Source organism: Prochlorococcus marinus str. NATL2A, from assembly GCF_000012465.1.
GTDB classification, from domain to species: Bacteria; Cyanobacteriota; Cyanobacteriia; order PCC-6307; family Cyanobiaceae; genus Prochlorococcus_B; species Prochlorococcus_B marinus_B.
The window spans coordinates 1798314-1819888 of the sequence record NC_007335.2; the positions used below are offsets into that span (position 1 = coordinate 1798314).

The 21575-nt window shown below is 35.7% G+C and carries 19 protein-coding genes; 15 read left to right on the forward strand and 4 right to left on the reverse strand.

Annotated elements, in window-relative coordinates; all coding sequences use genetic code 11:
• Positions 1-45 precede the first annotated feature (45 nt).
• From PMN2A_RS09745 to PMN2A_RS09765, 5 genes are read left to right on the forward strand one after another with little or no spacing between them, the layout of a single operon-like run.
• Positions 46-1713, forward strand: coding sequence for a CTP synthase (locus PMN2A_RS09745; protein ID WP_011295635.1), 1668 nt, complete (start codon positions 46-48; stop codon positions 1711-1713).
• A complete protein-coding gene (locus PMN2A_RS09750) occupies positions 1714-2355 on the forward strand; it encodes a 7-carboxy-7-deazaguanine synthase QueE (protein ID WP_011295636.1) in 642 nt (213 codons plus the stop codon).
• Positions 2356-2404: 49 nt separating this feature from the next.
• Positions 2405-3082 carry a 7-cyano-7-deazaguanine synthase QueC gene (gene queC / locus PMN2A_RS09755; RefSeq protein ID WP_011295637.1) on the forward strand — a complete coding sequence of 226 codons (678 nt, stop codon included), beginning with the start codon at positions 2405-2407 and terminating at the stop codon, positions 3080-3082.
• The gene (locus PMN2A_RS09760) at positions 3082-4422 is read left to right on the forward strand and encodes an anthranilate synthase component I family protein (protein ID WP_011295638.1); all 1341 of its coding nucleotides are present in this window, start codon (positions 3082-3084) and stop codon (positions 4420-4422) included. Before queC ends, PMN2A_RS09760 begins: the two co-directional genes overlap by 1 nt.
• A complete protein-coding gene (locus PMN2A_RS09765; RefSeq protein WP_011295639.1) occupies positions 4419-5246 on the forward strand; it encodes an aminotransferase class IV in 828 nt (275 codons plus the stop codon). The genes PMN2A_RS09760 and PMN2A_RS09765 overlap by 4 nt, the downstream gene beginning before the upstream one ends.
• A gap of 22 nt (positions 5247-5268) precedes the next feature.
• Here the strand turns inward: PMN2A_RS09765 and cobA are convergent, their stop codons facing one another.
• Positions 5269-6054 (reverse strand): uroporphyrinogen-III C-methyltransferase, encoded by a 786-nt coding sequence (gene cobA, locus PMN2A_RS09770; RefSeq protein WP_011295640.1) that lies wholly within the window; start codon positions 6052-6054, stop codon positions 5269-5271.
• Positions 6051-6863 (reverse strand): CbiX/SirB N-terminal domain-containing protein, encoded by an 813-nt coding sequence (locus PMN2A_RS10010; RefSeq protein WP_011295641.1) that lies wholly within the window; start codon positions 6861-6863, stop codon positions 6051-6053. The genes cobA and PMN2A_RS10010 overlap by 4 nt, the downstream gene beginning before the upstream one ends.
• Positions 6864-7097: 234 nt before the next feature.
• Here PMN2A_RS10010 and PMN2A_RS09785 point away from each other — a divergent pair, with 234 nt between their 5' ends.
• From PMN2A_RS09785 to PMN2A_RS09800, 5 genes are all read left to right on the forward strand, one after another.
• Positions 7098-8759: a ferredoxin--nitrite reductase gene (locus PMN2A_RS09785; RefSeq protein WP_011295642.1), complete on the forward strand. Its 1662-nt coding sequence runs from the start codon at positions 7098-7100 to the stop codon at positions 8757-8759.
• A gap of 41 nt (positions 8760-8800) precedes the next feature.
• Positions 8801-8962 carry a ferredoxin--nitrite reductase gene (locus PMN2A_RS10340; RefSeq protein WP_225866306.1) on the forward strand — a complete coding sequence of 54 codons (162 nt, stop codon included), beginning with the start codon at positions 8801-8803 and terminating at the stop codon, positions 8960-8962.
• A 62-nt stretch (positions 8963-9024) separates the two neighbouring features.
• Entirely contained in the window at positions 9025-9915 is an 891-nt protein-coding gene (locus PMN2A_RS09790; protein WP_038655547.1) for a formate/nitrite transporter family protein, read from the forward strand.
• Between the two features lie 218 nt (positions 9916-10133).
• Positions 10134-10844 (forward strand): hypothetical protein, encoded by a 711-nt coding sequence (locus PMN2A_RS09795; protein ID WP_011295644.1) that lies wholly within the window; start codon positions 10134-10136, stop codon positions 10842-10844.
• A gap of 6 nt (positions 10845-10850) precedes the next feature.
• Positions 10851-11909, forward strand: a complete 1059-nt coding sequence (locus tag PMN2A_RS09800; RefSeq protein WP_011295645.1) for an anthranilate phosphoribosyltransferase family protein — start codon at positions 10851-10853, stop codon at positions 11907-11909.
• 18 nt (positions 11910-11927) lie between these two features.
• Here the strand turns inward: PMN2A_RS09800 and PMN2A_RS09805 are convergent, their stop codons facing one another.
• Positions 11928-12359, reverse strand: coding sequence for an acetyltransferase (locus PMN2A_RS09805; protein WP_049752699.1), 432 nt, complete (start codon positions 12357-12359; stop codon positions 11928-11930).
• A 103-nt stretch (positions 12360-12462) separates the two neighbouring features.
• Between PMN2A_RS09805 and PMN2A_RS09810 the strand changes: the two genes are divergently transcribed.
• The 4 genes from PMN2A_RS09810 to PMN2A_RS09825 all read left to right on the forward strand — a co-directional run bounded on the left by PMN2A_RS09810 (position 12463) and on the right by PMN2A_RS09825 (position 17732).
• Positions 12463-13707 carry a tetracycline resistance MFS efflux pump gene (locus tag PMN2A_RS09810; protein WP_011295647.1) on the forward strand — a complete coding sequence of 415 codons (1245 nt, stop codon included), beginning with the start codon at positions 12463-12465 and terminating at the stop codon, positions 13705-13707.
• A 60-nt stretch (positions 13708-13767) separates the two neighbouring features.
• Positions 13768-15897, forward strand: coding sequence for a polyphosphate kinase 1 (ppk1, locus tag PMN2A_RS09815; protein ID WP_011295648.1), 2130 nt, complete (start codon positions 13768-13770; stop codon positions 15895-15897).
• 155 nt (positions 15898-16052) lie between these two features.
• Positions 16053-17075: an RpoD/SigA family RNA polymerase sigma factor gene (locus PMN2A_RS09820; RefSeq protein ID WP_011295649.1), complete on the forward strand. Its 1023-nt coding sequence runs from the start codon at positions 16053-16055 to the stop codon at positions 17073-17075.
• A gap of 3 nt (positions 17076-17078) precedes the next feature.
• On the forward strand, positions 17079-17732 hold the full coding sequence (locus PMN2A_RS09825; protein WP_011295650.1) for a diacylglycerol/polyprenol kinase family protein: 654 nt from the start codon (positions 17079-17081) through the stop codon (positions 17730-17732).
• A 14-nt stretch (positions 17733-17746) separates the two neighbouring features.
• Here the strand turns inward: PMN2A_RS09825 and PMN2A_RS09830 are convergent, their stop codons facing one another.
• Positions 17747-18817, reverse strand: a complete 1071-nt coding sequence (locus PMN2A_RS09830; protein WP_011295651.1) for a 3-deoxy-7-phosphoheptulonate synthase — start codon at positions 18815-18817, stop codon at positions 17747-17749.
• Positions 18818-18970: 153 nt separating this feature from the next.
• Here PMN2A_RS09830 and acnB point away from each other — a divergent pair, with 153 nt between their 5' ends.
• The gene (acnB, locus tag PMN2A_RS09835; RefSeq protein WP_011295652.1) at positions 18971-21571 is read left to right on the forward strand and encodes a bifunctional aconitate hydratase 2/2-methylisocitrate dehydratase; all 2601 of its coding nucleotides are present in this window, start codon (positions 18971-18973) and stop codon (positions 21569-21571) included.
• Positions 21572-21575 lie beyond the last annotated feature (4 nt).

Below are 21575 nucleotides of genomic sequence, written 5' to 3' on the forward strand. Positions count from 1 at the left end.
GCGTTTACCTAGATCAAGGTAGCTTAAAGAATGATTGAAAAGTAAATGGCAAAATTTGTTTTCGTCACTGGTGGTGTAGTTTCAAGCATTGGCAAAGGAATTGTTGCCGCAAGTCTTGGCAGACTACTTAAATCAAAAGGGTACAGTGTTTCGATTTTGAAGCTTGACCCATATTTAAATGTTGATCCTGGGACGATGAGCCCATTTCAACATGGAGAAGTTTTTGTAACTGAAGACGGAGCTGAAACTGATTTGGACCTTGGGCATTATGAGCGCTTTACAGATACTGCAATGTCAAGACTAAACAGTGTCACGACAGGTTCCATTTATCAAGCTGTGATTAATAAAGAAAGAAGAGGTGACTATGACGGAAGGACAGTTCAAGTCATCCCCCACATCACTCGTGAAATTCGCGAAAGAATTAAACGTGTAGCAAACAATAGTGGTGCAGATGTAGTGATCTCAGAAATTGGCGGAACAGTTGGAGATATTGAATCTCTACCTTTTCTTGAAGCAATAAGAGAATTTAAAGGGGATGTAAAAAGAAACGATGTTGTTTATGTTCACGTCACATTATTGCCTTACATAGGTACATCTGGAGAAATTAAAACCAAGCCAACACAGCACTCAGTAAAAGAATTGCGTTCTATAGGTATTCAGCCAGATATTTTAGTTTGTCGCAGTGATAGGCCCATTAATGATGGCTTAAAAAATAAAATAGGGGGTTTCTGTGGAGTTAACTCTGATGCGGTCATAGCATCCTTAGATGCTGACAGTATTTACTCAGTACCATTAGCGCTCAAAGATGAGGGACTTTGTAAGGAAGTATTAGATTGCTTGGATCTGAATGATCATGAAAGTGATTTAAAAGACTGGGAACGATTAGTCCATAAATTGCGCAATCCAGGTCCTTCTGTCAAAGTTGCATTAGTTGGCAAATATGTACAATTAAATGATGCCTACTTATCAGTAGTCGAAGCATTACGTCACGCATGTATCTCGCATGATGCATCTTTAGATCTTCACTGGATCAATGCAGAAAACATAGAATCCGAGGGAGCTGAAAAACTACTTCAGGGAATGGACGCAATTGTCGTTCCAGGAGGTTTTGGTAACCGTGGCGTCAATGGGAAAATAGCTGCTATTAGATGGGCAAGGGAGCAAAGGGTACCTTTTCTAGGGCTTTGCTTAGGTATGCAATGTGCTGTCATTGAATGGGCTCGCAATATCGCTGGTTTAGAAGATGCATCTAGTGCCGAACTAAATCCGAATTCAAAACACCCAGTAATTCACTTACTTCCAGAACAACAAGACGTCGTTGATTTAGGAGGAACAATGAGATTAGGAGTATATCCTTGTAGACTTCAAGCAAACACAACCGGACAAAGTTTATACAACGAAGAAGTTGTTTACGAAAGGCATAGACATCGTTATGAATTCAATAATTCATACAGAACTCTACTAATGGAATCTGGGTATGTAATTAGTGGTACTTCACCTGATGGTCGATTAGTAGAGTTAATAGAATTAAAAAATCACCCATTTTTTATTGCATGTCAATATCATCCAGAATTCCTCTCTAGGCCAGGAAAACCACACCCTTTATTCGGTGGTTTGATTCAAGCCGCACAAATGCGTGTACCATCCTCGCCGAGTGAGGCATTTAATCCTCAATCAAAAATTATTGAAAAAAAATCACTAGAACAGCAATAGATGGAATCTTCTCTACCAGTAGTGGAATGTTTTCATTCTCTACAAGGAGAAGGAGAACATGCAGGTAGAAGCGCTTACTTCATCAGATTAGCTAGTTGTAAAGTTGGATGTCCTTGGTGTGATACAAAAGATTCGTGGAATTCAGAACTTCATCCACAACAAAGCTTGATAGATTTATCAACTCAAACAGCCAAAGCCCAAGAAGAAGGTGCAGCCTTTGTTGTAATCACGGGAGGTGAGCCACTACATCATAATTTAGATGATCTCTGTAAAGAAATTAGAAAATCTACACTCAATCTAGAGAAAAAATCTATTCCAATTCATCTCGAAACTAGTGGAGTAGATATGCTCAGTGGCAAGCCAGATTGGATAACATTATCTCCTAAACGGCATTCTCCTCCACGCCTTGATAATCTCTTATCTTGCCAAGAATTAAAAGTTGTTATCCAGAATGCTGAAGATTTACTTTTTGCTAAAACAATGGCTGATTCAATAAAAAATAATGGAAAAATTAAACCTCAATTATTTTTGCAAGCAGGATGGGAAAATGAAGAAGGACAAACACTTGCAATCAAGTTTGTCAAAAATAATCCGGATTGGAGATTAAGTATGCAAACTCACAAATGGCTAGGTGTACTCTAACCATCTATATAAATGAGATTTTGCTTCATTAGATTTAAAAATAAAAATAATGATTGAACATACAACAATTGCATTACTTTCCGGAGGAATTGATTCAGCTACAGCTGCATGTATCGCTATGGAAGCTGGGCAAAAAGTAATTGGATTATCATTTGATTATGGCCAACGACATCTTAAGGAGTTACAAGCAGCAGCAGATTTAGCAAAAAATTTAAATCTTGAGGATCATATAACAATAAAGATTGATTTGTCTTCTTGGGGTGGTTCCTCCTTGACCGACACGTCACAAGCAATACCAACTCAAGGCATACAAAAAAATACTATTCCTAACACTTACGTTCCGGGTAGAAACACTATCTTTGTTGCTATTGGTTTGAGTCTTGCAGAAGCTCGTGGAGCCAATCGAATCGCATTAGGAATAAATGCAATGGACTATTCTGGATATCCAGATTGTAGACCGGATTATTTAAAAGCATATCAAGAATTAGCTAACCTATCGAGCAGAGTAGGACGCGAGGGAAATGGGATAAAACTCTGGGCTCCACTACTAGATTGGGAAAAAACAAAAATCTTTGAAGAGGCATTACGCTTAAAAATTCCTATAGAAAAAACATGGAGTTGCTATCAAGGTGAAAGTAAACCATGTGGTAAATGTGATAGTTGTCGTATTAGAGATAAAGCATTAAAAGAAATAGGTCGCGAAGATCTATGTAGTCAAAATATCTAGTGAAAAATATTAAACGACTACTATGTCAATGGGAATCACCTGAGCTAGTAGCCTATAAATTGATTCGAGAATGGGGAGAGGCAGGATTTATATGGCTTGATGGCGATGGGAGTGATTTAGGTCGATGGGTCACCTTAGGAATTAATCCTTTAGAACAGTTTTGTTCTAGAGAATTAGGAAATTCAAAAAAGTACTCTAATCCTTTTAAAATTTTACGCGAATTACCGCAAGGGCATTGGACTGGTTGGTTGAGTTATGAAGCTGCATCTTGGACAGAACCACAAAACCCATGGCAAAAAAGTTCCATGGCAACTTTATGGATAGCCTCTCATGACCCTATATTAAAATTTGATCTTCAGAAGAGAGAGCTATGGCTAGAAGGCAAAGATCCAAAACGCATCTCAATTATGGAAAATTTTCTAAACAGTACTTTTCACCAAAAGCTTTCTAAACCAGACAGTGAAGCAGCAAAACAAGCAGAATGCAAACATAGTATTCCCCTAGAATCTTGGGACTGGCGGTTAACAAGTCAAGAATATTCTGAAAGAGTTGATGAGATCAAAGAATGGATTGCGAACGGTGATATTTTTCAGGCTAATCTAACTACCTCATGCCAAGCCCCATTGCCAGAATCCATGCGTCCAATAGACGTATATTCAAAACTTAAAAAATACTCCCCTGCTCCATTTGCTGGAGTAATTATTGGCGATCAGATGGCAAAAGGAGAAGCTATTATATCAACTTCACCAGAAAGATTTTTAAAAGCGTTACCCAGTGGTGAGGTGGAAACGAGACCAATCAAAGGTACTAGACCAAGAGATAGAGATCCAGAAAAAGATGCTGATTGGGCAGCAGAGCTTATTTGTAGTCCAAAAGATCATGCTGAGAATGTAATGATTGTAGATCTACTAAGAAATGATCTTGGAAGAGTATGCCAACCTGGTTCAATCAATGTTCCTCATCTACTAGTTTTAGAAAGCTATTCACAAGTTCATCATCTGACTTCAGTAGTTAAAGGTAGACTCAATACAAATAAGACTTGGGTTGACTTGCTTGAAGCCTGCTGGCCAGGAGGTTCAGTAACAGGAGCACCGAAGCTTAGAGCATGTAAAAGATTGTATGAACTTGAACCAACAGCGAGAGGTCCATATTGTGGATCAATATTAAATATAAATTGGGATGGAGTACTTGATAGTAATATTCTCATTCGATCTTTAATGATTAAAGAATCTTCTATCAGTGCTCATGCTGGATGTGGAATTGTTGCAGATTCAGATAGTCAAAAGGAAGCTGAAGAAATGAATTGGAAATTGATGCCACTTTTAAACGCATTAACATGACTGAAAATAAGAACGAAAAATTAGGATGGATTAATGGTCATTGGGGAGTCTTCAAAGATTTAAAAGTGCCAATTAATGATCGAGGTCTCAACTTTGCGGATGGCATCTTTGAAACGATTTTAATTTTGAATGGAATTCCACAGCTTCTAGATGAGCATTTAAATAGATGGGAAAAAAGTGCAAGTATCTTAGAAATGAATTCCCCACCATCGAAAGAATGGTTGATTTCACTCGTTGAAGATGGCATTAATCAAGCACAATTAAAGAACATCAATGGAGTCATTCGTATTAATTGGACCAGAGGAGAATCCGAACAACGTGGAATTGATATCAGCAAGACAAGCCTTCATAGTTTTTGGTTGGAGATAGATTCTTATCAACCAAATTTTGAATCTATATCTACAATAATTAGTCAAACCGAAAGAAGAAATTCTTTTAGCCGATTGAGTTCTTGTAAAACATTTTCCTATAACCAAGGGATTCAAGCACGTATTGAAGCAAAAAATCTAGGCTTTAATGATGCACTATTATTAAATAGTCAAGGTGAAATATGTTGCGCCACGACAGCAAATATATTAGTAAAAAGAGAAAATAATTGGTTAACTCCACCATCTAATAGTGGTTGTCTACCTGGCATAATGCGTCAAAGAGGAATTGAGTTGAACATAATAAAAGAAGCTCTCATTGAAGCGACACCAAAAGATAATGATGAATGGTTTTTAATCAATAGTTTAAGTTGTCGTCCAATTCAAAAAATAAACAAAAAAGAATTAAAAATATCAACTAACCCCAAAGAATTTTGGCTGAGTTTGTTAAAAATCTAAAAAATAATATCGGACAGACTATCTATATAGGAATTGGAAATGTCACTTCAGCTGGCTTTGGAGAGCAAGCTTCTACCTGAAAATCCACAACTGAACCTATTACAACAATCGCAGGAGACCTTAAATTTTCTTCTTGAACTCGGTCAAAAAGCTTTACCAAAGGGCTCTTAATATAACGTTGACCAATTACAGTCCCCTGCTCAATAACTGCCGCAGAAGTTTCAGGATTCATACCACCAGCAATCAACTCTGCTGAGATAAATTTTAAATTATGAACACCCATATATATAACGATTCCATCACTGGATTTCGCTAAAGACCGCCAATTTACAGCTGGGCGTTTTTTATCAATCCCCTCATGTCCAGTCACAAAAGTAACTGAAGATCCAGCAAGTCTATGAGTAATAGGTATCCCAACATAAGCAGGAGCAGCTATACCTGAAGTAACGCCAGGTACTACTTGTACTGGAACCCCTTTTTTATGAAGATAAGAAGCTTCTTCCGCACCTCTACCAAACAAAAATGGATCACCACCTTTTAATCTAACAATACAAGAATAACTCTTTGATAAATCAAACAAAATATCATTCGTTGTCCTTTGAGGAACCGAGTGATGACCACGCCTCTTGCCTACTGAATGAAGTTGACAATTTGAAGAAACTAGTGCAAGTAGCTCTACAGGAACTAAAGAGTCGTATACAAGAGCATCACATTTACTAATTAGTTTTTGCGCTTTTACTGTTAATAAATCGGGATCACCAGGACCTGCTCCGACAAGATGCACAGTGCCAAACTGATTTGTATTCATGGCAAGTTACCCAAAATATTAACAAGACCACAATGAATAATATCAATCTCAAGCAAAGATTTAAGCTGCTCTCCTTTACTATCAATTTCTACATTTTTGTTTGGAGTCAAAAGATAGGGAATAGGAAGATAATTCTTCTCCTTTTTATCGGTATCTTGATTCCATCTAGACCATGAATAAAGAGGAATATTTAGGAATTTTTCTAAGGACTTAAGAAAAACACTTGAAGTATCTGAAGAGACAGGGTGATGAATCAACGCAGGTTTAACAAAAGGACTCTGACTAGTTATCAGATCATCTATTAATGATAGCCATGGTATAAAAGAACCTAGGAAAGGAAACAATTTTATATTTTGTCCCTCTTCTTGCAAACGTTGAAATATTTTTGGTACATCACTACAAACATGACTTCCAGGTAACAAAAAAAGAGGAACTAAAAACACTGATCTATTACCGATGTCAATTTGCTCTGGATTGTCATCAGTTAAAGCCTCTATTGAAACAGAGCGATTTTTAAGCCTCTTTAATTGGTCAACCAAAGAAAGAAGAGATGGATGTATCTCACCACCTCGAGAACCATGCACTAGTAAATGTAAATGGTGAGGAGGCTCACAATTAATTCTATTTGGTAACAAAGACAACTTTTGATGGACATCTGAAGATGTATTAGTACTTTCAGCTAATTTATTAAAATTGAGATGATGAGAAATTCTAGATACTCGAGAACAAATAATTTCAGGCGAGGAGAAGGGGTTGATCGAAGAAACACTCAATACAGAGGAAGAAAAAGATTCAAAAGTACTTTTCATCGAGACCTCTTTGCTATGAAAGAGGTTTGGGAAATGCTCAAAAGTGGAGCGATTAGAAGCCTCGGAGAAATTGGACGCCAATACTAAATGAGAAATTATGAAACCAATTAATCAATTAAATGGATAGATAGGATGTATTGAATGATACCAAGATAAATAAAAAATTTGGTAAAAACTGATACATCTAAAGTTTAGATTTTAAAGGTTAATTATAAATGTCAAACCTCAATACTAATGGTTCAATACTATCTCGAAGGCAAAAAACTAAATCAAGTTGAAAAAAATAAAGCTGCTAAGGATGGACTCGAAATCGGAAAGGATATAGACAAATTTGCTGAAATGGGTTGGGAGCAAATGGATAAAACTGATTTAGAATTAAGATTGAAATGGTATGGGATGTTTTGGAGACCCAAAACCCCTGGAAAGTTTATGTTAAGGTTAAGAATACCTAATGGAATAATCAATGCAGAACAATTAAAAGTAATTGCATCAATTGTTGCGAGATATGGAGAGAATGGAAGTTGTGATATAACAACTAGACAAAATATACAACTTAGAGGTGTTTTAATTAGTGATTTGCCTGAGATATTAAATAGGTTAAAAAAAGTAAACATATCAACAACTCAATCTGGATTTGATAATCCAAGAAATGTTACTGGAAATCCCATCGCTGGAGTTGATCCAGAAGAGATTATAGACACAAGAATATATACATCAAAAATGCAAGATCATTTAACTAGCGATGGTAAAGGAAACTCAGAATTTTCAAATCTTCCAAGGAAATGGAACACAGCTATAGCAGGCTCTAAGGATAATTTTCTTTTACATAATGATTTAATTTTTCATCCAGTTAAAATTAATGAGGTTTTAGGTTTTAGTGTTTGGATTGGAGGTGTACTTTCATCAGTAATGAATGAATATGCAGTTCCGTTGAATGCCTGGGTTGAAGAAGAAAAAATTTATGAATTAACATCAATTATTTTATCCCTCTGGAGAGATAATGGGGAACGTAATATAAGACCTAAAGGTAGGTTTAGATTTTATTTAGATAAAATTGGCATTGAAACATTTAGAAATCTTATCGAAAAACAATATGGAACATTAAAAGAAGATCCAGGGTCAATATTTTCAGATAAACCAAGGTCATTTTTTGGAATTCATTCTCAAAAACAAGAAGGTAAATATTTTGCAGGAATTCATGTGCCAGTAGGCCGTCTTTTGGCTGAAGATTTACAAGATCTAGCAAATATATGTGAGAATTTTGGTGATAAAGAAATAAGACTTACCGAAGATCAAAATATTATTATTACTGGTATAGATACAAATCTAATTGAAGAATTTAAGGAGCAATCTATCTTACAAAAGTTTCCATTAGAACCAGAAACTATTGCAGCAGGTACTGTTTCTTGTACTGGAAATACCTATTGTGGTTTCGCTCTAACAAATACAAAAGATCAAGCTTTAAAAGTCTCGCATGAATTAGACAAAGAATTAGATTTGAAAGACGAATTAAAGATTCATTGGACTGGGTGTCCTAATAGTTGTGGTCAAGCCTATATGGGAGGAATTGGTTTAACGGGCAAAAAAGCTAAAGACAAAGAAGGAAAAACCGTTGAAGCTTATGATATAAGCATTGGTGGATCACAAGGGCCTAATTATAAATTAGGAGAATTAATAAAAAAATCTGTCCCTCAAAATGAATTAAAAGATGTACTAAAAGATTTACTTATTTCAGATTTTGATGCAAAAGAAAAAATATTTTTAAGTAAAAAATCTGGTTCATTAACTCGATTTATGAATTGGTTTAGTCCTCTTGGCAAAGATAAACCGCTGATTAATCGAGCTAATGGCAGCCACGACATCTTTTCCAAATTTATGAATCGAATTAGTAATTAATTCGATTTTATAAAAAATTAGTTTTCTTACTTTTTAAATTTATGACTCAAAGTACTTCTCAAATGAGCTACGTCTTACCTAAAGATTCTATTTCTCGTTTCATGAATTGGTTTAACAACCTTGGTAAAGATAAACCGCTGATTAATCGAGCTAATGGCAGCCACGACATCTTTTCCAAATTTATGAATCGAATTAGTAATTAATTCGATTTTATAAAAAATTAGTTTTCTTACTTTTTAAATTTATGACTTCAAGTGCCTCTCAAATGGACTACGTCCTACCAAATGAATTGGTAGATGGAATGATTGCTGCAGGTGGCAAGAAATCATCTGTAAGCGTAAAAAACTTGCTAATAAGAGGCTTCTATTCAGGAGCAATTTTAGGTTTAGCGACATGTCTTGCAATTACTATTGGTATTCAATCTGGGATGCCTTGGTTAGGTTCTTTTATATTTCCTTTTGGTTTTGCAAGTATCGTTCTTTTCGGTATGGAGCTTGTTACTGGTAATTTTGCGTTACTACCAATGGCCGTATGGGCTGGAAAGAGTTCTTGGTCTGCAACTGTAAGGAATTGGCTATGGGTTTGGATCGGTAATTTTCTAGGTACAGCATTTGTTGCCGTACTACTTTCAATTAGTTTATCAAGTGCTGGAAATGTAGATCCATTAACTGCTGCTGAAGGTGGAAAAGGATGGGCAGTTGTAGCAGCAAAAATAATAGCTATACATAAAGCAAACACAGTTGTTAAATATGAAGCACTTGGAAGTACTGGTTTTTTCCTTGCATTTTTACGTGGAGTAATTGCAAACTGGCTGGTTTGTTTAGGTGTAACAATGGCACTTGTAAGTAAAAGTGTTCCAGGAAAGATACTTGCTTGCTGGCTACCTATAACTGCATTCCAAACAATGGGAATGGAGCACATAGTAGTTAATATGTTTTTGCATACAACTGGCCCTCTACTTGGTTCGGGTATTCCTTTTACAAAAGTAATTTTTTGGAATTTCTTACCAGTGACGATTGGAAATATTGTTGGAGGAATGGTATTTATTGGAATGCTTTTCTATAGCACCCACAAAACTCCTATCTCTAATGTTTTACCAGACGTAAAAGATGAAAAATTAGAACGAGAGCTCGAAGCACAACTTGGTGCAAGATAAAATTAAAAAAATTAAATTTTAAACTAAATTAAGAAAGCCTAGAAAGTTGTATTCTAGGCTTTCTTAATATGTCTACTATTTAATAGTTATTAATAGGGTTTTAAAAGATTTTCCATTAATCTCTAAACAAATCAGATACTTGACTTGATCAATAAACAAATAGTAAATTAAAAAATTACTTTGATTAATTATTTTCTAATCCACTAAATTTAAATTCTATGATTATTGAAGAAAGCAATATATGGGATACCATTAATAACGCGAAAAAAACCAAGCCAAGTGCTGAGTGGCTTAAGACTGCATACAATCCAAATATTAACTTTGAACTTAGACAAGAAATCGCTATTCGCTTGGGACAATTATCAAAAGTAGGATGGATAAAAATAAAAGATCTACTTAAGACGTATGGAAATAAAGATGAACTAATCCTTGCTGCAGGACTTACTTATCAAGATGATGCCAAAGAATGGCTCTTAAACCATCTCTATAGTGATGACACAATGAACATCAAAGTCGTAGAAGCTTTGGCTTGCTGGGGAGGAACCTTACCGATTGAGCTTATTAAAAAAACATTAGAAGAAAAAAGTGCGCAAATGAAAATAGCTGGTTTAGAATTATTAAAATTCAAAGCTCATTTACTTTCTGATTTTGATTTACTTGAGATAGCAAAATCTCCTTTAAATGATTTCAGAGAAGAGATAGTGATCAAAACACTGACAATAATTCAAAGACGTGAAAGCTTAGATATCTGTGAAGCCATCAGCGATGTAATACAAAAAGGCTCGGATAAATCTGCGTACTATGGACTAATGGCTCTTGGTTCAATCGGTACTAAAATTAGTAAAAATATCCTATTAGATTTAGTTAAAAATTTAAAGAATACTGAGCGCAAAGAACTTGCAAAAAAACAACTTAACTTTGAAATATAAACTCCAATGACAAATAAATATGAAGAATTTAAAACCTATTTAAAAAAAATAGGTAGTGGTGAGTTTACAGGGAAAAGCCTTACTCGCGAAGAAACTAAATCAGCTCTCATGCTGATGCTAAAAGAAGAAGCAAGTGCAGCACAAATTGGTGGCTTCATGATTGCACATAGAATTAGACGTCCTATCCCTGAAGAACTAGCCGGGATGATTGATGCCTATATCGAACTAGGACCCAAAATTCAATCGCCCAGCAATCAACGTCAACCTATATTTTTTGGGATGCCTTTTGATGGTAGGAAAAAAACAGCACCTATTTATCCTCTGACAACTTTACTATTACTAACTCAGAAACAGCCTGTTATTTTGCATGGTGGTTCTCGTATGCCAGTAAAATACGGCGTTACCCATAACGAACTCTTTCAAGCCTTAGGAATAAATTTAACCGGTCTATCCATAGAGCAACTGCAAAGTTTTTTCAACCATAACTACCTAGCTTTAATACATCAGCCAGATCATTTTCCGCTAGCTGAAAATTTAATTCCTTATAGAGATCAAATAGGTAAGCGCCCACCTCTAGCAAGTATGGAATTAATCTGGACATGTCATCAAGGAAGTCATCTACATATAAGTGGCTATGTTCATTCTCCTACTGAAGAAAGACATTGGAAAACCTTAGAACTTATGGGAGAACAAAATGTGATTACTATCAAAGGACTGGAAGGTGGAATAGATCTTTCAATAAGTCGTTCATCAACAATTGGACAGTACAAAAATCAACATGGAACTAGAACTGTTTTTCATCCCAAAGACTACGAATGTTCTGGAAAAGATATTGAATGGAGCGACATCACAGAATGGAAGAAATTTGCCTTACAAGCTCTTAATGGCGAAGGCCCTTTAACTAAAGCGTTAGAGTGGAATGCTGGTATTTACTTTTTTTATGCAGGTATAAGCTCTGATATTAAAGAAGGAATTAATAAAGCAAAAGAAGTAATCAATTCAGGATTTGCTCTCAAGCAATTAGAAAAATTAATTCATTGGAGTGACGAAAATATTGATTCCTAAAAGTTTAAAAAAATAAATTTAATACAAAGTTTTTTCCATCAAATAACGAGAAAAATGCACACCACCTATTTGGATTTCCTCAGGAGCAATAATTGTCCATCCATGACGTAAAAGCAGTTGATAACTACATAAACTTGCCTCAGTTTTTAAAGTTATTGGCTTATCTGTAAGAGTATCTGCCTCAATTTGATGTAATAGAGCCGTAGCATGCCCCTGCCGGGACGAACGCCCTCGGCAATAAAGCAATGCCAAGCGATTATGGGGATATTTTAAAGCAAATGCTTCAATAGTTTTATCAACACAACTCACCCAGCCCACCCCTTGCTTCAAAGGTTTATCTAAAATCCCAGGAAGATATGCCAAAGCCGACCACGCTTCAATCTGTTCTTGGCTGTACAAGGATTTATCGCAAGTTCGAATAGCATCTTCATAAACTTCTCTGAGAGCCATTTCATCAGAACTCTCACAAGGTCGCAAATATCGATTTAGACTGCTAAATGAAGCCAAGTTCTCTGACAGTATGAGAAGGTGAATAAATTATGAGCTATTTGCATTGAGAAGGCTAAAAATTCCCACCCTTTTAGGAGCTTTCATCACACTTCTAGATGATCGATTAGGCGAAACCATTGTTTTACCTTTATTACCTTTTTTATTAGAACAATTCACGACAAGCGCGACGACTCTTGGTTTTTTAACTGGAACTTATGCGATATCTCAGTTTGCTGCAGCCCCACTAATTGGAGCTATGAGTGATCGTTTCGGTCGTAAGCCAATCATGATCACATGTGTATCTGGTTCAGTAATAGGAATATGTCTATTTGCATTAACTGTAAGCCTGAATTGGGATAATTATTTACCTTTATGGGCCTCAACTTTACCTTTATCTTTACTATTTTTAGCCAGAATAATTGATGGTATCAGTGGCGGTACTGCAGCTACTGCTACTACAATACTTGCAGACATATCAACTCCCGAAAATCGCGCAAAAACCTTTGGATTAATTGGAGTAGCGTTTGGTTTGGGTTTTATTCTTGGGCCAGGATTAGGAACAGCTCTTGCTAAATTTAGTGTCACTTTACCGGTATGGGTCGCAAGCGGATTTGCAATATTTAATCTTATTTTTGTAATTTTCTTTTTACCGGAAACACTGCCCAAAAACAAAAGAAATTTATTACCAAGAAAAAGAGATTTGAATCCAATCAGTCAGCTCTTGATTGTATTCAAAAACCCCTTAGCTAGAAGACTTTGCTTATCATTTTTTGTTTTCTTTATGGCATTTAATGGCTTTACAGCTGTTTTAGTCCTTTATTTAAAAGAAAAATTTGGATGGAGTCCTGAATTATGTAGTGCTGCTTTTATTGTCGTTGGAGTTATCGCGATGATTGTTCAAGGAGGCCTAATTGGTCCTCTTGTAAAAAGATTTGGGGAGTCGAGATTAACTTTTGCTGGTATTGGCTTTGTAATGACAGGATGTATTCTTTTAACTCTCGCAAATATAGATACGTCAATTCCTCTTGTATTTTCTGGCGTCGCAATACTTGCAATGGGAACTGGACTAGTAACTCCTAGTTTAAGAGCACTAATTTCAAGAAGACTAAGTTCTATTGGTCAAGGAGCAGTATTGGGAAATCTGCAGGGTTTACAAAGTCTGGGAACTTTTCTTGGAGCAATAGCAGCAGGACGCTCATATGATCTTTTGGGTCCAAGAAGTCCATTCTTTGGCACAATATTGCTTCTAATATTTGTTATGTTTTTAATTTCAGGGAAAAGTCTTACCAAGCAAAAAGTAATCTCCTAGACTGATAGATGATCAAGATATTAAAATAATAATTAGAAGTTAAATAAATTGGTTATAGATATGACTAGTCCAAAAATCAATAATGAAACTTATATTAATCGTGAACTCAGTTGGATAGATTTTAACAAACGTGTTTTAGAACTTGCTACAGAAGAGGAAACGCCATTACTAGAAAAAATTAAATTCAGTTCAATTTTTAGCAATAATTTAGACGAATTTTTTATGGTTAGAGTTGCTTCATTAAAATCACAAGTAGAAGGTGGAATCTCAAAAAGAAGCCAAGATGGAAAATCACCTGAAGAACAACTTATCGGAATTCGAAATTATTTAGACCCTATTTTAAAGACGCAGCAATATAAAACAAAACAATATATTGAAGATGACTTTAAAAAAGAGGATATATTTATTCTTGAATATAAAGAATTAAATGAAAGACAAAAAGTTTGGATAAATAATTATTTTACCACTGCAATTTTTCCGATACTAACTCCCTTAGCAGTTGACCCTTCTCATCCATTCCCATTTATAAGTAATCTTAGTTTAAATTTAGCTGCAATTATCGTCGATAGTGAATCAGATAAAGAGCAATTTACCCGCATAAAAATTCCTGGAGAAAGTATTTCCAGATTTATAAGTATTCCAATTGAACTACATGATAATGAATCAACAAAATACACAGGAATAGCGATTGAACAAATCATTGCAAATAATCTGTCCATGCTTTTCCCTGGAATGAGTGTTAAAGAATATTCGTTCTTTCGCGTTACAAGAGATGCTGATCTAGAGCTTCGAGACCTTGAAGCTGATGATTTAATGAGTGCTCTAGAAGAAGGTTTACGCAAGCGCCGCAAAGGAGGTGAAGTAGTCAGGCTCGAAGTCTCTACAAATACCCCAAAAGTGATTCTTGATCTTTTACAAGAAGGGATGAATATTGACAAAGAAAACTTATATCAAATTGAGGGGTTACTAGCATTAGATGAATTAATAGAATTAACTAATTTCAATCTTCCTAAATTAAAATTTAGAGAGCATCAAGGCGTTACTCATAATTCACTCAAAAATAGTCAATTACGAGAACAAGAAGAATTAGATACTAGAAGTAACAGCAATTTTAAAAGTATATTCTCCATTATTCGCCGTAGTGATTTACTAGTCCATCACCCATACAATCTATTCTCAACATCAGTCGAAGAGTTTATTAATCAAGCTGCGGAAGATAAGCAAGTCATGGGAATCAAAATGACCTTGTATAGAATTTCCAAAGACTCTTTAATTATTGATGCCCTAATAAGAGCTGCTGAGAAAGGAAAGCAAGTCATGGCTCTAGTTGAACTAAAAGCAAGATTTGATGAAGATAATAATATCCAATGGGCAAAACAATTAGAGCAAGCTGGAGTGCATGTTGTCTATGGAGTAATTGGACTAAAAACTCATACAAAAATCGCTTTGATTATAAGAAAAGAAAAAAACAGATTAAGAACATACTTTCATATTGGGACTGGTAATTATAATTCGAAGACGTCTAAAACATATACAGATTTTGGCTTACTGTCTTGCCAACCTGAACTTGGTCAAGATCTTATTGAACTATTTAATTATCTGACTGGATTTGCTAAACAACAATCCTACAGAAAATTATTAGTTGCACCGGTAACTCTTAGAAGTGGAATAGAAAAACTAATAAAAAGAGAAATCAATTATGCAAAAAATGGCTTACCAGCCAAGATAATAGCCAAAATGAACTCCCTAGTTGATCCAGAAATCATAAAATTACTTTATATAGCATCGCAGGAAGGAGTAAAAATTGAACTTATAATTAGAGGAATGTGCTGCCTATACCCTCAGAAAAAAGGGTTAAGCGAAAATATAAAAGTAACAAGCATTATTGGTAGATTTTTAGAACATTCAAGAATCTTTTGGTTTAATAACGATGGAGATGCAGAAGTATTTATTGGTAGTGCAGATTGGATGAGGCGTAATTTAGATAGAAGAGTTGAAGCAGTTACACCTATTGAAGAGAATAAGATTAAAAAAGAAATTAAACATTTATTAGATTCTTATTTAGAAGCAAATCAAGACTCTTGGAACATGCAAAGTGATGGAAGCTATACCAAGAATCAAATTTTGAATGATAAGAAAAAATATATTCAAGAAAAAATTATTAAGCTATACAAAAAAGAAGAAAATTAAAAAAATTTCATAGCTTTTTTTAAATATTTAATCTATTTTTTTGATGCGCTTTATACCTAATTAGGCGAAAAATCATAAATTTTTCGTTTCAATTAGTCAACTTCTCCTTATAAGTGCTAACTTCTTAATAAATCTAATTTCAAGAGGCCAGGGTGATGGGGATCCCGCTGGAATCTGCCAAGGAAATTTCTGATGTTTCATCGGGAAAATCTAATTCGGCAAGCACAAGTCAAAAACTATCTGCATCAACTGTAAGTAGTCAAAAATCTCGAAGTTCTAGAAGACAAAGTAATCGTCTAGCTACTGATGCGATAGGTTTTTATCTAACAAGTATTGGCAGAGTCCCACTTCTGACTCCTGCAGAAGAAATTGAGCTTGCTCATCATGTTCAACAAATGAAAGATTTGTTGAATCTTCCTCTTGAAGAACGCTCTACCCGCCAGAAGCACAAAATAAAAATGGGTAAACGGGCAAGAGATCGCATGATGGCTGCAAATCTTAGACTTGTTGTAAGTGTTGCAAAAAAATATCAAAATCAAGGTCTCGAATTACTCGATTTAGTTCAAGAAGGTGCCATTGGATTAGAAAGAGCTGTTGATAAATTTGATCCTGCAATGGGTTATAAATTCTCAACCTATGCGTACTGGTGGATAAGGCAAGGGATGACTCGTGCCATTGATAACAGTGCTAGAACTATTCGACTGCCAATACACATCAGCGAAAAACTTTCAAAAATGCGCCGCATATCGCGTGAATTATCTCATCGATTTGGGAGGCAACCAAATCGACTCGAGTTGGCAAACGCAATGGGAATTGAACCTCAAGATCTAGAAGATCTAGTGTCTCAAAGTGCACCATGTGCCTCTCTTGATGCTCATGCAAGAGGCGAAGAAGATCGTAGTACTCTTGGAGAATTAATTCCAGACCCAAATTCTGATGAACCCATGGAAGGGATGGATAGAAGTATTCAAAAAGAACATCTCGGAGGCTGGTTATCTCAATTAAATGAGAGAGAGCAAAAAATCATGAGACTTCGCTTTGGACTTGATGGAGAAGAACCACTTACTCTAGCTGAAATTGGAAGACAGATAAACGTTTCTAGAGAACGTGTAAGACAACTTGAGGCTAAAGCAATTTTAAAATTGAGGGTAATGACTACTCATCAAAACGCTGCCTAAACATTGCCTATTCAAATAGCTGTTTTTGTTATTGCTTTATGGATAATTATAATTTTATTGATTGCATTTTTATGTAAGAGATATTTTCCTAAACAAGAGGAGTTAAGTAGAAAAATTATTCATATAGGAACAGGGCCCGTAATTCTTTTAGCTTGGTTATTTGATATTCCAAAAAATATAGCTTTCTTATCTGCATTGTTTATCACCCTAGCCTTAGGTATTAATTATCAATATCGTTTATTACCTGCCATTGAAGATATCGAAAGAAAAAGTTTTGGAACAATTGCATATGGCATCAGTATCACACTTTTACTTCTATTATTCTGGCCTCGCTACGCATCATCTATTTCCATTGGAGTCCTATCAATGGCTTTTGGTGATGGATTCGCGGGTTTAATCGGAAGATCTATTAACTCTCCAAAATGGTCAGTACTTGGTCAAACAAAATCGATTGTTGGAACATTAACAATGACATCAGTAGTAGCCATAACTACTTCAATTATCTCTTCAACTAATAATTTAGGCATACAACCACTAGATATTTTAGGTATATCACTCATAGCAACTTTTTTAGAACAAATAAGTCCTTGGGGCATTGATAATCTAACTGTTCCTATTGGAGTAACTTGTATTGGAATATGGTTAGTAGGAATATAAACAGTTAACTACATTTATTTGACCGATTCAGCTAGTTCTTCTAATAAAATTTCAGTTGTAGAAAAGTTTATGCATGCATCCGTAACACTTTGCCCATAGGTAAGTTTTGACAAATCTGAATTTAATTTCTGATTACCCTCAACAAGATGACTTTCTATCATTACGCCCATTAGATTCTTTGATCCACCTCTTATCTGTGCTGCTACGTCTTTTAAAACTTCTGATTGTCTACGAAAATCTTTATTAGAATTACCATGACTACAATCAACCATCACTTTTCCAGGCATATTAAATTGTGCTAATTCATCTGCAATTAAATTAATTGCATCAAGATGGTAGTTAGTTCCATTCTTACCACCTCTTAAAACAAGATGACCATTTGGATTACCTGTAGTACTAACTATTGAGGCATGACCATCATGATTAATTCCTAAAAAATGATGAGGTTTTGAGGCCGCTTGCATTGCATTAATCGCAATCGTAGCTGTCCCATCAGTACCATTCTTATAACCAACCGGCATTGATAATCCAGACGCCATTTCACGATGAGTCTGACTCTCTGTCGTTCTTGCTCCAATAGCAGTCCAACTAATTAAATCAGCAATATATTGAGGAACAACTGGATCAAGTAATTCAGTTGCAGCCGGCATTCCTGCTTTGGCTAAATCAAGTAATAGACCTCTTGCCTTTCTTAAGCCAGTATTAATATCGTAAGAATTATCAAGATGAGGGTCATTAATAAGTCCTTTCCAGCCAACAGTTGTGCGTGGTTTCTCAAAGTAAACACGCATAACAATCTCAAGCTTTTGACTATATCTCTCCCTCAATGGGGCTAAACGATTTGCATATTCAATGGCCGCATCAACATCATGAACCGAACACGGTCCAACAATGACCAAAATTCTTGGATCATTACCATGAAGAATTGATTGAATCTTATTGCGAGTAGTAGAGACAACTCCAGAGGATGCCTTATCTAAAGGCAAATCTCTATGAATTAATGCTGGTGACATTAATGGACGAGTCTCGACCACATGAAGGTCGGAGGTGCTATCCACCATTGAAAAATATGATGAGGTGGACATTTAAAGCGTGATCATAGATATAAGATTAGAGAAGTATCAGTCATAGGGGGGTAATAAATTGCATTATCTGAATGTTTGTTCAAGAATCATGCGGTTGTAAACAATGAAAACAAAAGGCTCACACTCAAATACATTCTCTTTTGAGATTTAAAAATGCTAAAAGATTACTTATCACATGTTGCAGAAAGAGAAGCTTTGGGGATCCCTCCACTTCCTTTAGATGCAAAACAGACTCAAGTTTTAACAGAGTTATTAGAAAAACCAGATCAAGGTATCGATCAAAACTTCTTACTTGATCTTCTTGTTAATCGAATTCCTCCCGGAGTTGATCAAGCCTCTTATGTCAAAGCGACTTGGCTTAGCTCAATTGCTCAAGAAGAATCAAAAAGTCCGTTAGTAAATCCTCTAAAAGCAACTGAGCTTTTAGGTACAATGATTGGCGGATATAATGTAGCAGCGTTAATTGAAATACTAAAATCTAATAATAAAGAATTAGCAACTTCAGCCTGTAATGCACTAAGTAATACTCTTTTAGTTTATGACGCTTTAAACGACATTTTAGAGTTAGCAAAAACTAATATTTATGCAAAAAAAGTTATCAATAGCTGGTCTAATGGAGAATGGTTCACGAATAAACAACCCTTAGCTCAAGAAATAACAGTAACAGTATTTAAAGTTGAAGGAGAAACAAATACAGACGACCTCTCTCCAGCAACTCATGCCACAACAAGACCAGATATTCCTTTACATGCTCTAGCGATGCTAGAAACTCGAGATCCAAATGGTTTAAGGACTATTGAAGAATTAAAAAAGAAAGGATATCCAATTGCATATGTTGGCGATGTCGTTGGAACAGGAAGCTCTAGAAAGTCAGCAATTAACTCAGTCCTGTGGCATACAGGACAAGACATACCTTACGTACCAAATAAAAGAGGGAGTGGGGTTGTAATAGGAGGCAAAATTGCTCCTATTTTCTTTAATACTGCTGAAGATTCAGGTGCACTTCCAATTGAATGCGATGTAAGCAATCTCAAAACAGGTGATGTAATTACTATTTTTCCTTACAAAGGAGAAGTTAGAAGAAGTAAAAATGAGACAAACAGTGGAGAACTTCTATCAAAATTTGACTTAAAACCACAAACTATTACTGATGAAGTAAGAGCGGGTGGGCGAATTCCTTTAATGATTGGAAGAGCTTTGACAGACAAAGTTAGAACAAAATTAAAACTTCCACCCTCTACTCTTTTTATTCGTCCTGGTCAGCCACCTGCATCAAAGTATGGGTTTACACAAGCTCAAAAAATGGTTGGAAAAGCTTGCGGTTTAGAAGGCGTGCTCCCTGGTGCAAGTTGTGAGCCAATAATGACAACAGTTGGTAGTCAAGACACTACTGGTCCGATGACTAGAGATGAAATGAAAGAATTAGCGTGTTTAGGATTTTCTGCTGATTTAGTTATGCAGAGTTTCTGTCATACGGCAGCATATCCCAAGCCTGTTGATATCAAAACTCAAAAAGAACTCCCTGATTTTTTTGCTGAAAGAGGAGGAATAGCATTAAAACCCGGTGATGGAATTATTCACAGTTGGTTAAACAGGATGCTTTTGCCTGACACAGTCGGGACAGGTGGCGATAGTCATACACGATTCCCGTTGGGCATCTCATTTCCAGGAGGTTCGGGAGTAGTGGCATTTGCGGCAGCCATTGGTTCCATGCCTTTAGATATGCCGGAGTCAGTTCTTGTTAGATTTACAGGGTCTTTGCAAACTGGTGTCACTTTAAGAGATGTAGTTAATGCCATTCCGTGGATGGCCATACAACAAGGTCTTCTGACCGTCGCAAAAGCAAACAAAGTTAATGTGTTCAATGGAAAGATATTAGAAATTGAAGGTCTACCAAACCTAAAATTAGAGCAAGCCTTTGAGTTGACTGATGCAAGTGCAGAAAGATCTTGTGCTGGATGTACTATTCAACTGTCTGAATCAACAATCAGTGAGTATTTAAAAAGCAATATTGTTTTACTTAAAAATATGATTGCTAGAGGATATCAAGACTCACGAACAATAAGTAGAAGAATTAAAGAAATGGAATATTGGTTAAAAAAACCAAATTTACTATCAGCCGACTCAAATGCTCAATACTCAGAAACCATCGAAATAGACTTGAATGAACTGAAAGAACCTGTTTTAGCTTGTCCTAATGATCCTGATAACGTCAAACTTTTAAGCGAAGTCGCAGGCACTCCCATTCAAGAGGTTTTTATTGGTTCGTGTATGACTAATATTGGTCATTATCGAGCCGCTGCAAAAATTCTCGAAGGAGAGGGAAAGATATCAGCGCGATTATGGGTATGTCCGCCAACACGAATGGACGAAGAAATTTTGAAAAAAGAAGGATACTACGAGATTTTTGAAAAAGCTGGTAGCCGAATGGAAATGCCTGGTTGTTCTCTATGCATGGGCAATCAAGCTCGTGTAGAAGATAATTCAACTGTTTTCTCAACAAGTACAAGAAATTTCAACAACAGATTAGGGAAAGGAGCTCAAGTGTTCTTAGGAAGTGCAGAATTGGCTGCTGTTTGCGCTTTGTTAGGTCATATCCCTACAACTGATGAATATCTTGCAATAGCTTCCAAAAAAGTTTCACCAATAACTGACGAAATCTACAGATACTTAAACTTTAATGAAATACCAAACTTTATAGAAGATGGTCGTGTAATAACAAAAGAAGAAGAAGCCTCTATTTTACAAACCTAAATTG

Excerpts from the sequence above, each read along its gene's own strand:
- PMN2A_RS09800 (WP_011295645.1), top strand. The coding sequence starts at position 10,851 with ATGACAAATAAATATGAAGAATTTAAAACCTATTTAAAAAAAATAGGT.
- PMN2A_RS09820 (WP_011295649.1), top strand. The coding sequence starts at position 16,053 with ATGGGGATCCCGCTGGAATCTGCCAAGGAAATTTCTGATGTTTCATCG.
- ppk1 (WP_011295648.1), top strand. The coding sequence starts at position 13,768 with ATGACTAGTCCAAAAATCAATAATGAAACTTATATTAATCGTGAACTC.
- PMN2A_RS09795 (WP_011295644.1), top strand. The coding sequence starts at position 10,134 with ATGATTATTGAAGAAAGCAATATATGGGATACCATTAATAACGCGAAA.
- PMN2A_RS10010 (WP_011295641.1), bottom strand. The coding sequence starts at position 6,863 with ATGAAAAGTACTTTTGAATCTTTTTCTTCCTCTGTATTGAGTGTTTCT.
- queC (WP_011295637.1), top strand. The coding sequence starts at position 2,405 with ATGATTGAACATACAACAATTGCATTACTTTCCGGAGGAATTGATTCA.
- cobA (WP_011295640.1), bottom strand. The coding sequence starts at position 6,054 with ATGAATACAAATCAGTTTGGCACTGTGCATCTTGTCGGAGCAGGTCCT.
- acnB (WP_011295652.1), top strand. The coding sequence starts at position 18,971 with ATGCTAAAAGATTACTTATCACATGTTGCAGAAAGAGAAGCTTTGGGG.
- PMN2A_RS09785 (WP_011295642.1), top strand. The coding sequence starts at position 7,098 with ATGGTTCAATACTATCTCGAAGGCAAAAAACTAAATCAAGTTGAAAAA.
- PMN2A_RS10340 (WP_225866306.1), top strand. The coding sequence starts at position 8,801 with ATGACTCAAAGTACTTCTCAAATGAGCTACGTCTTACCTAAAGATTCT.
- PMN2A_RS09745 (WP_011295635.1), top strand. The coding sequence starts at position 46 with ATGGCAAAATTTGTTTTCGTCACTGGTGGTGTAGTTTCAAGCATTGGC.
- PMN2A_RS09830 (WP_011295651.1), bottom strand. The coding sequence starts at position 18,817 with ATGTCCACCTCATCATATTTTTCAATGGTGGATAGCACCTCCGACCTT.
- PMN2A_RS09750 (WP_011295636.1), top strand. The coding sequence starts at position 1,714 with ATGGAATCTTCTCTACCAGTAGTGGAATGTTTTCATTCTCTACAAGGA.
- PMN2A_RS09765 (WP_011295639.1), top strand. The coding sequence starts at position 4,419 with ATGACTGAAAATAAGAACGAAAAATTAGGATGGATTAATGGTCATTGG.
- PMN2A_RS09805 (WP_049752699.1), bottom strand. The coding sequence starts at position 12,359 with ATGGCTCTCAGAGAAGTTTATGAAGATGCTATTCGAACTTGCGATAAA.
- PMN2A_RS09790 (WP_038655547.1), top strand. The coding sequence starts at position 9,025 with ATGGACTACGTCCTACCAAATGAATTGGTAGATGGAATGATTGCTGCA.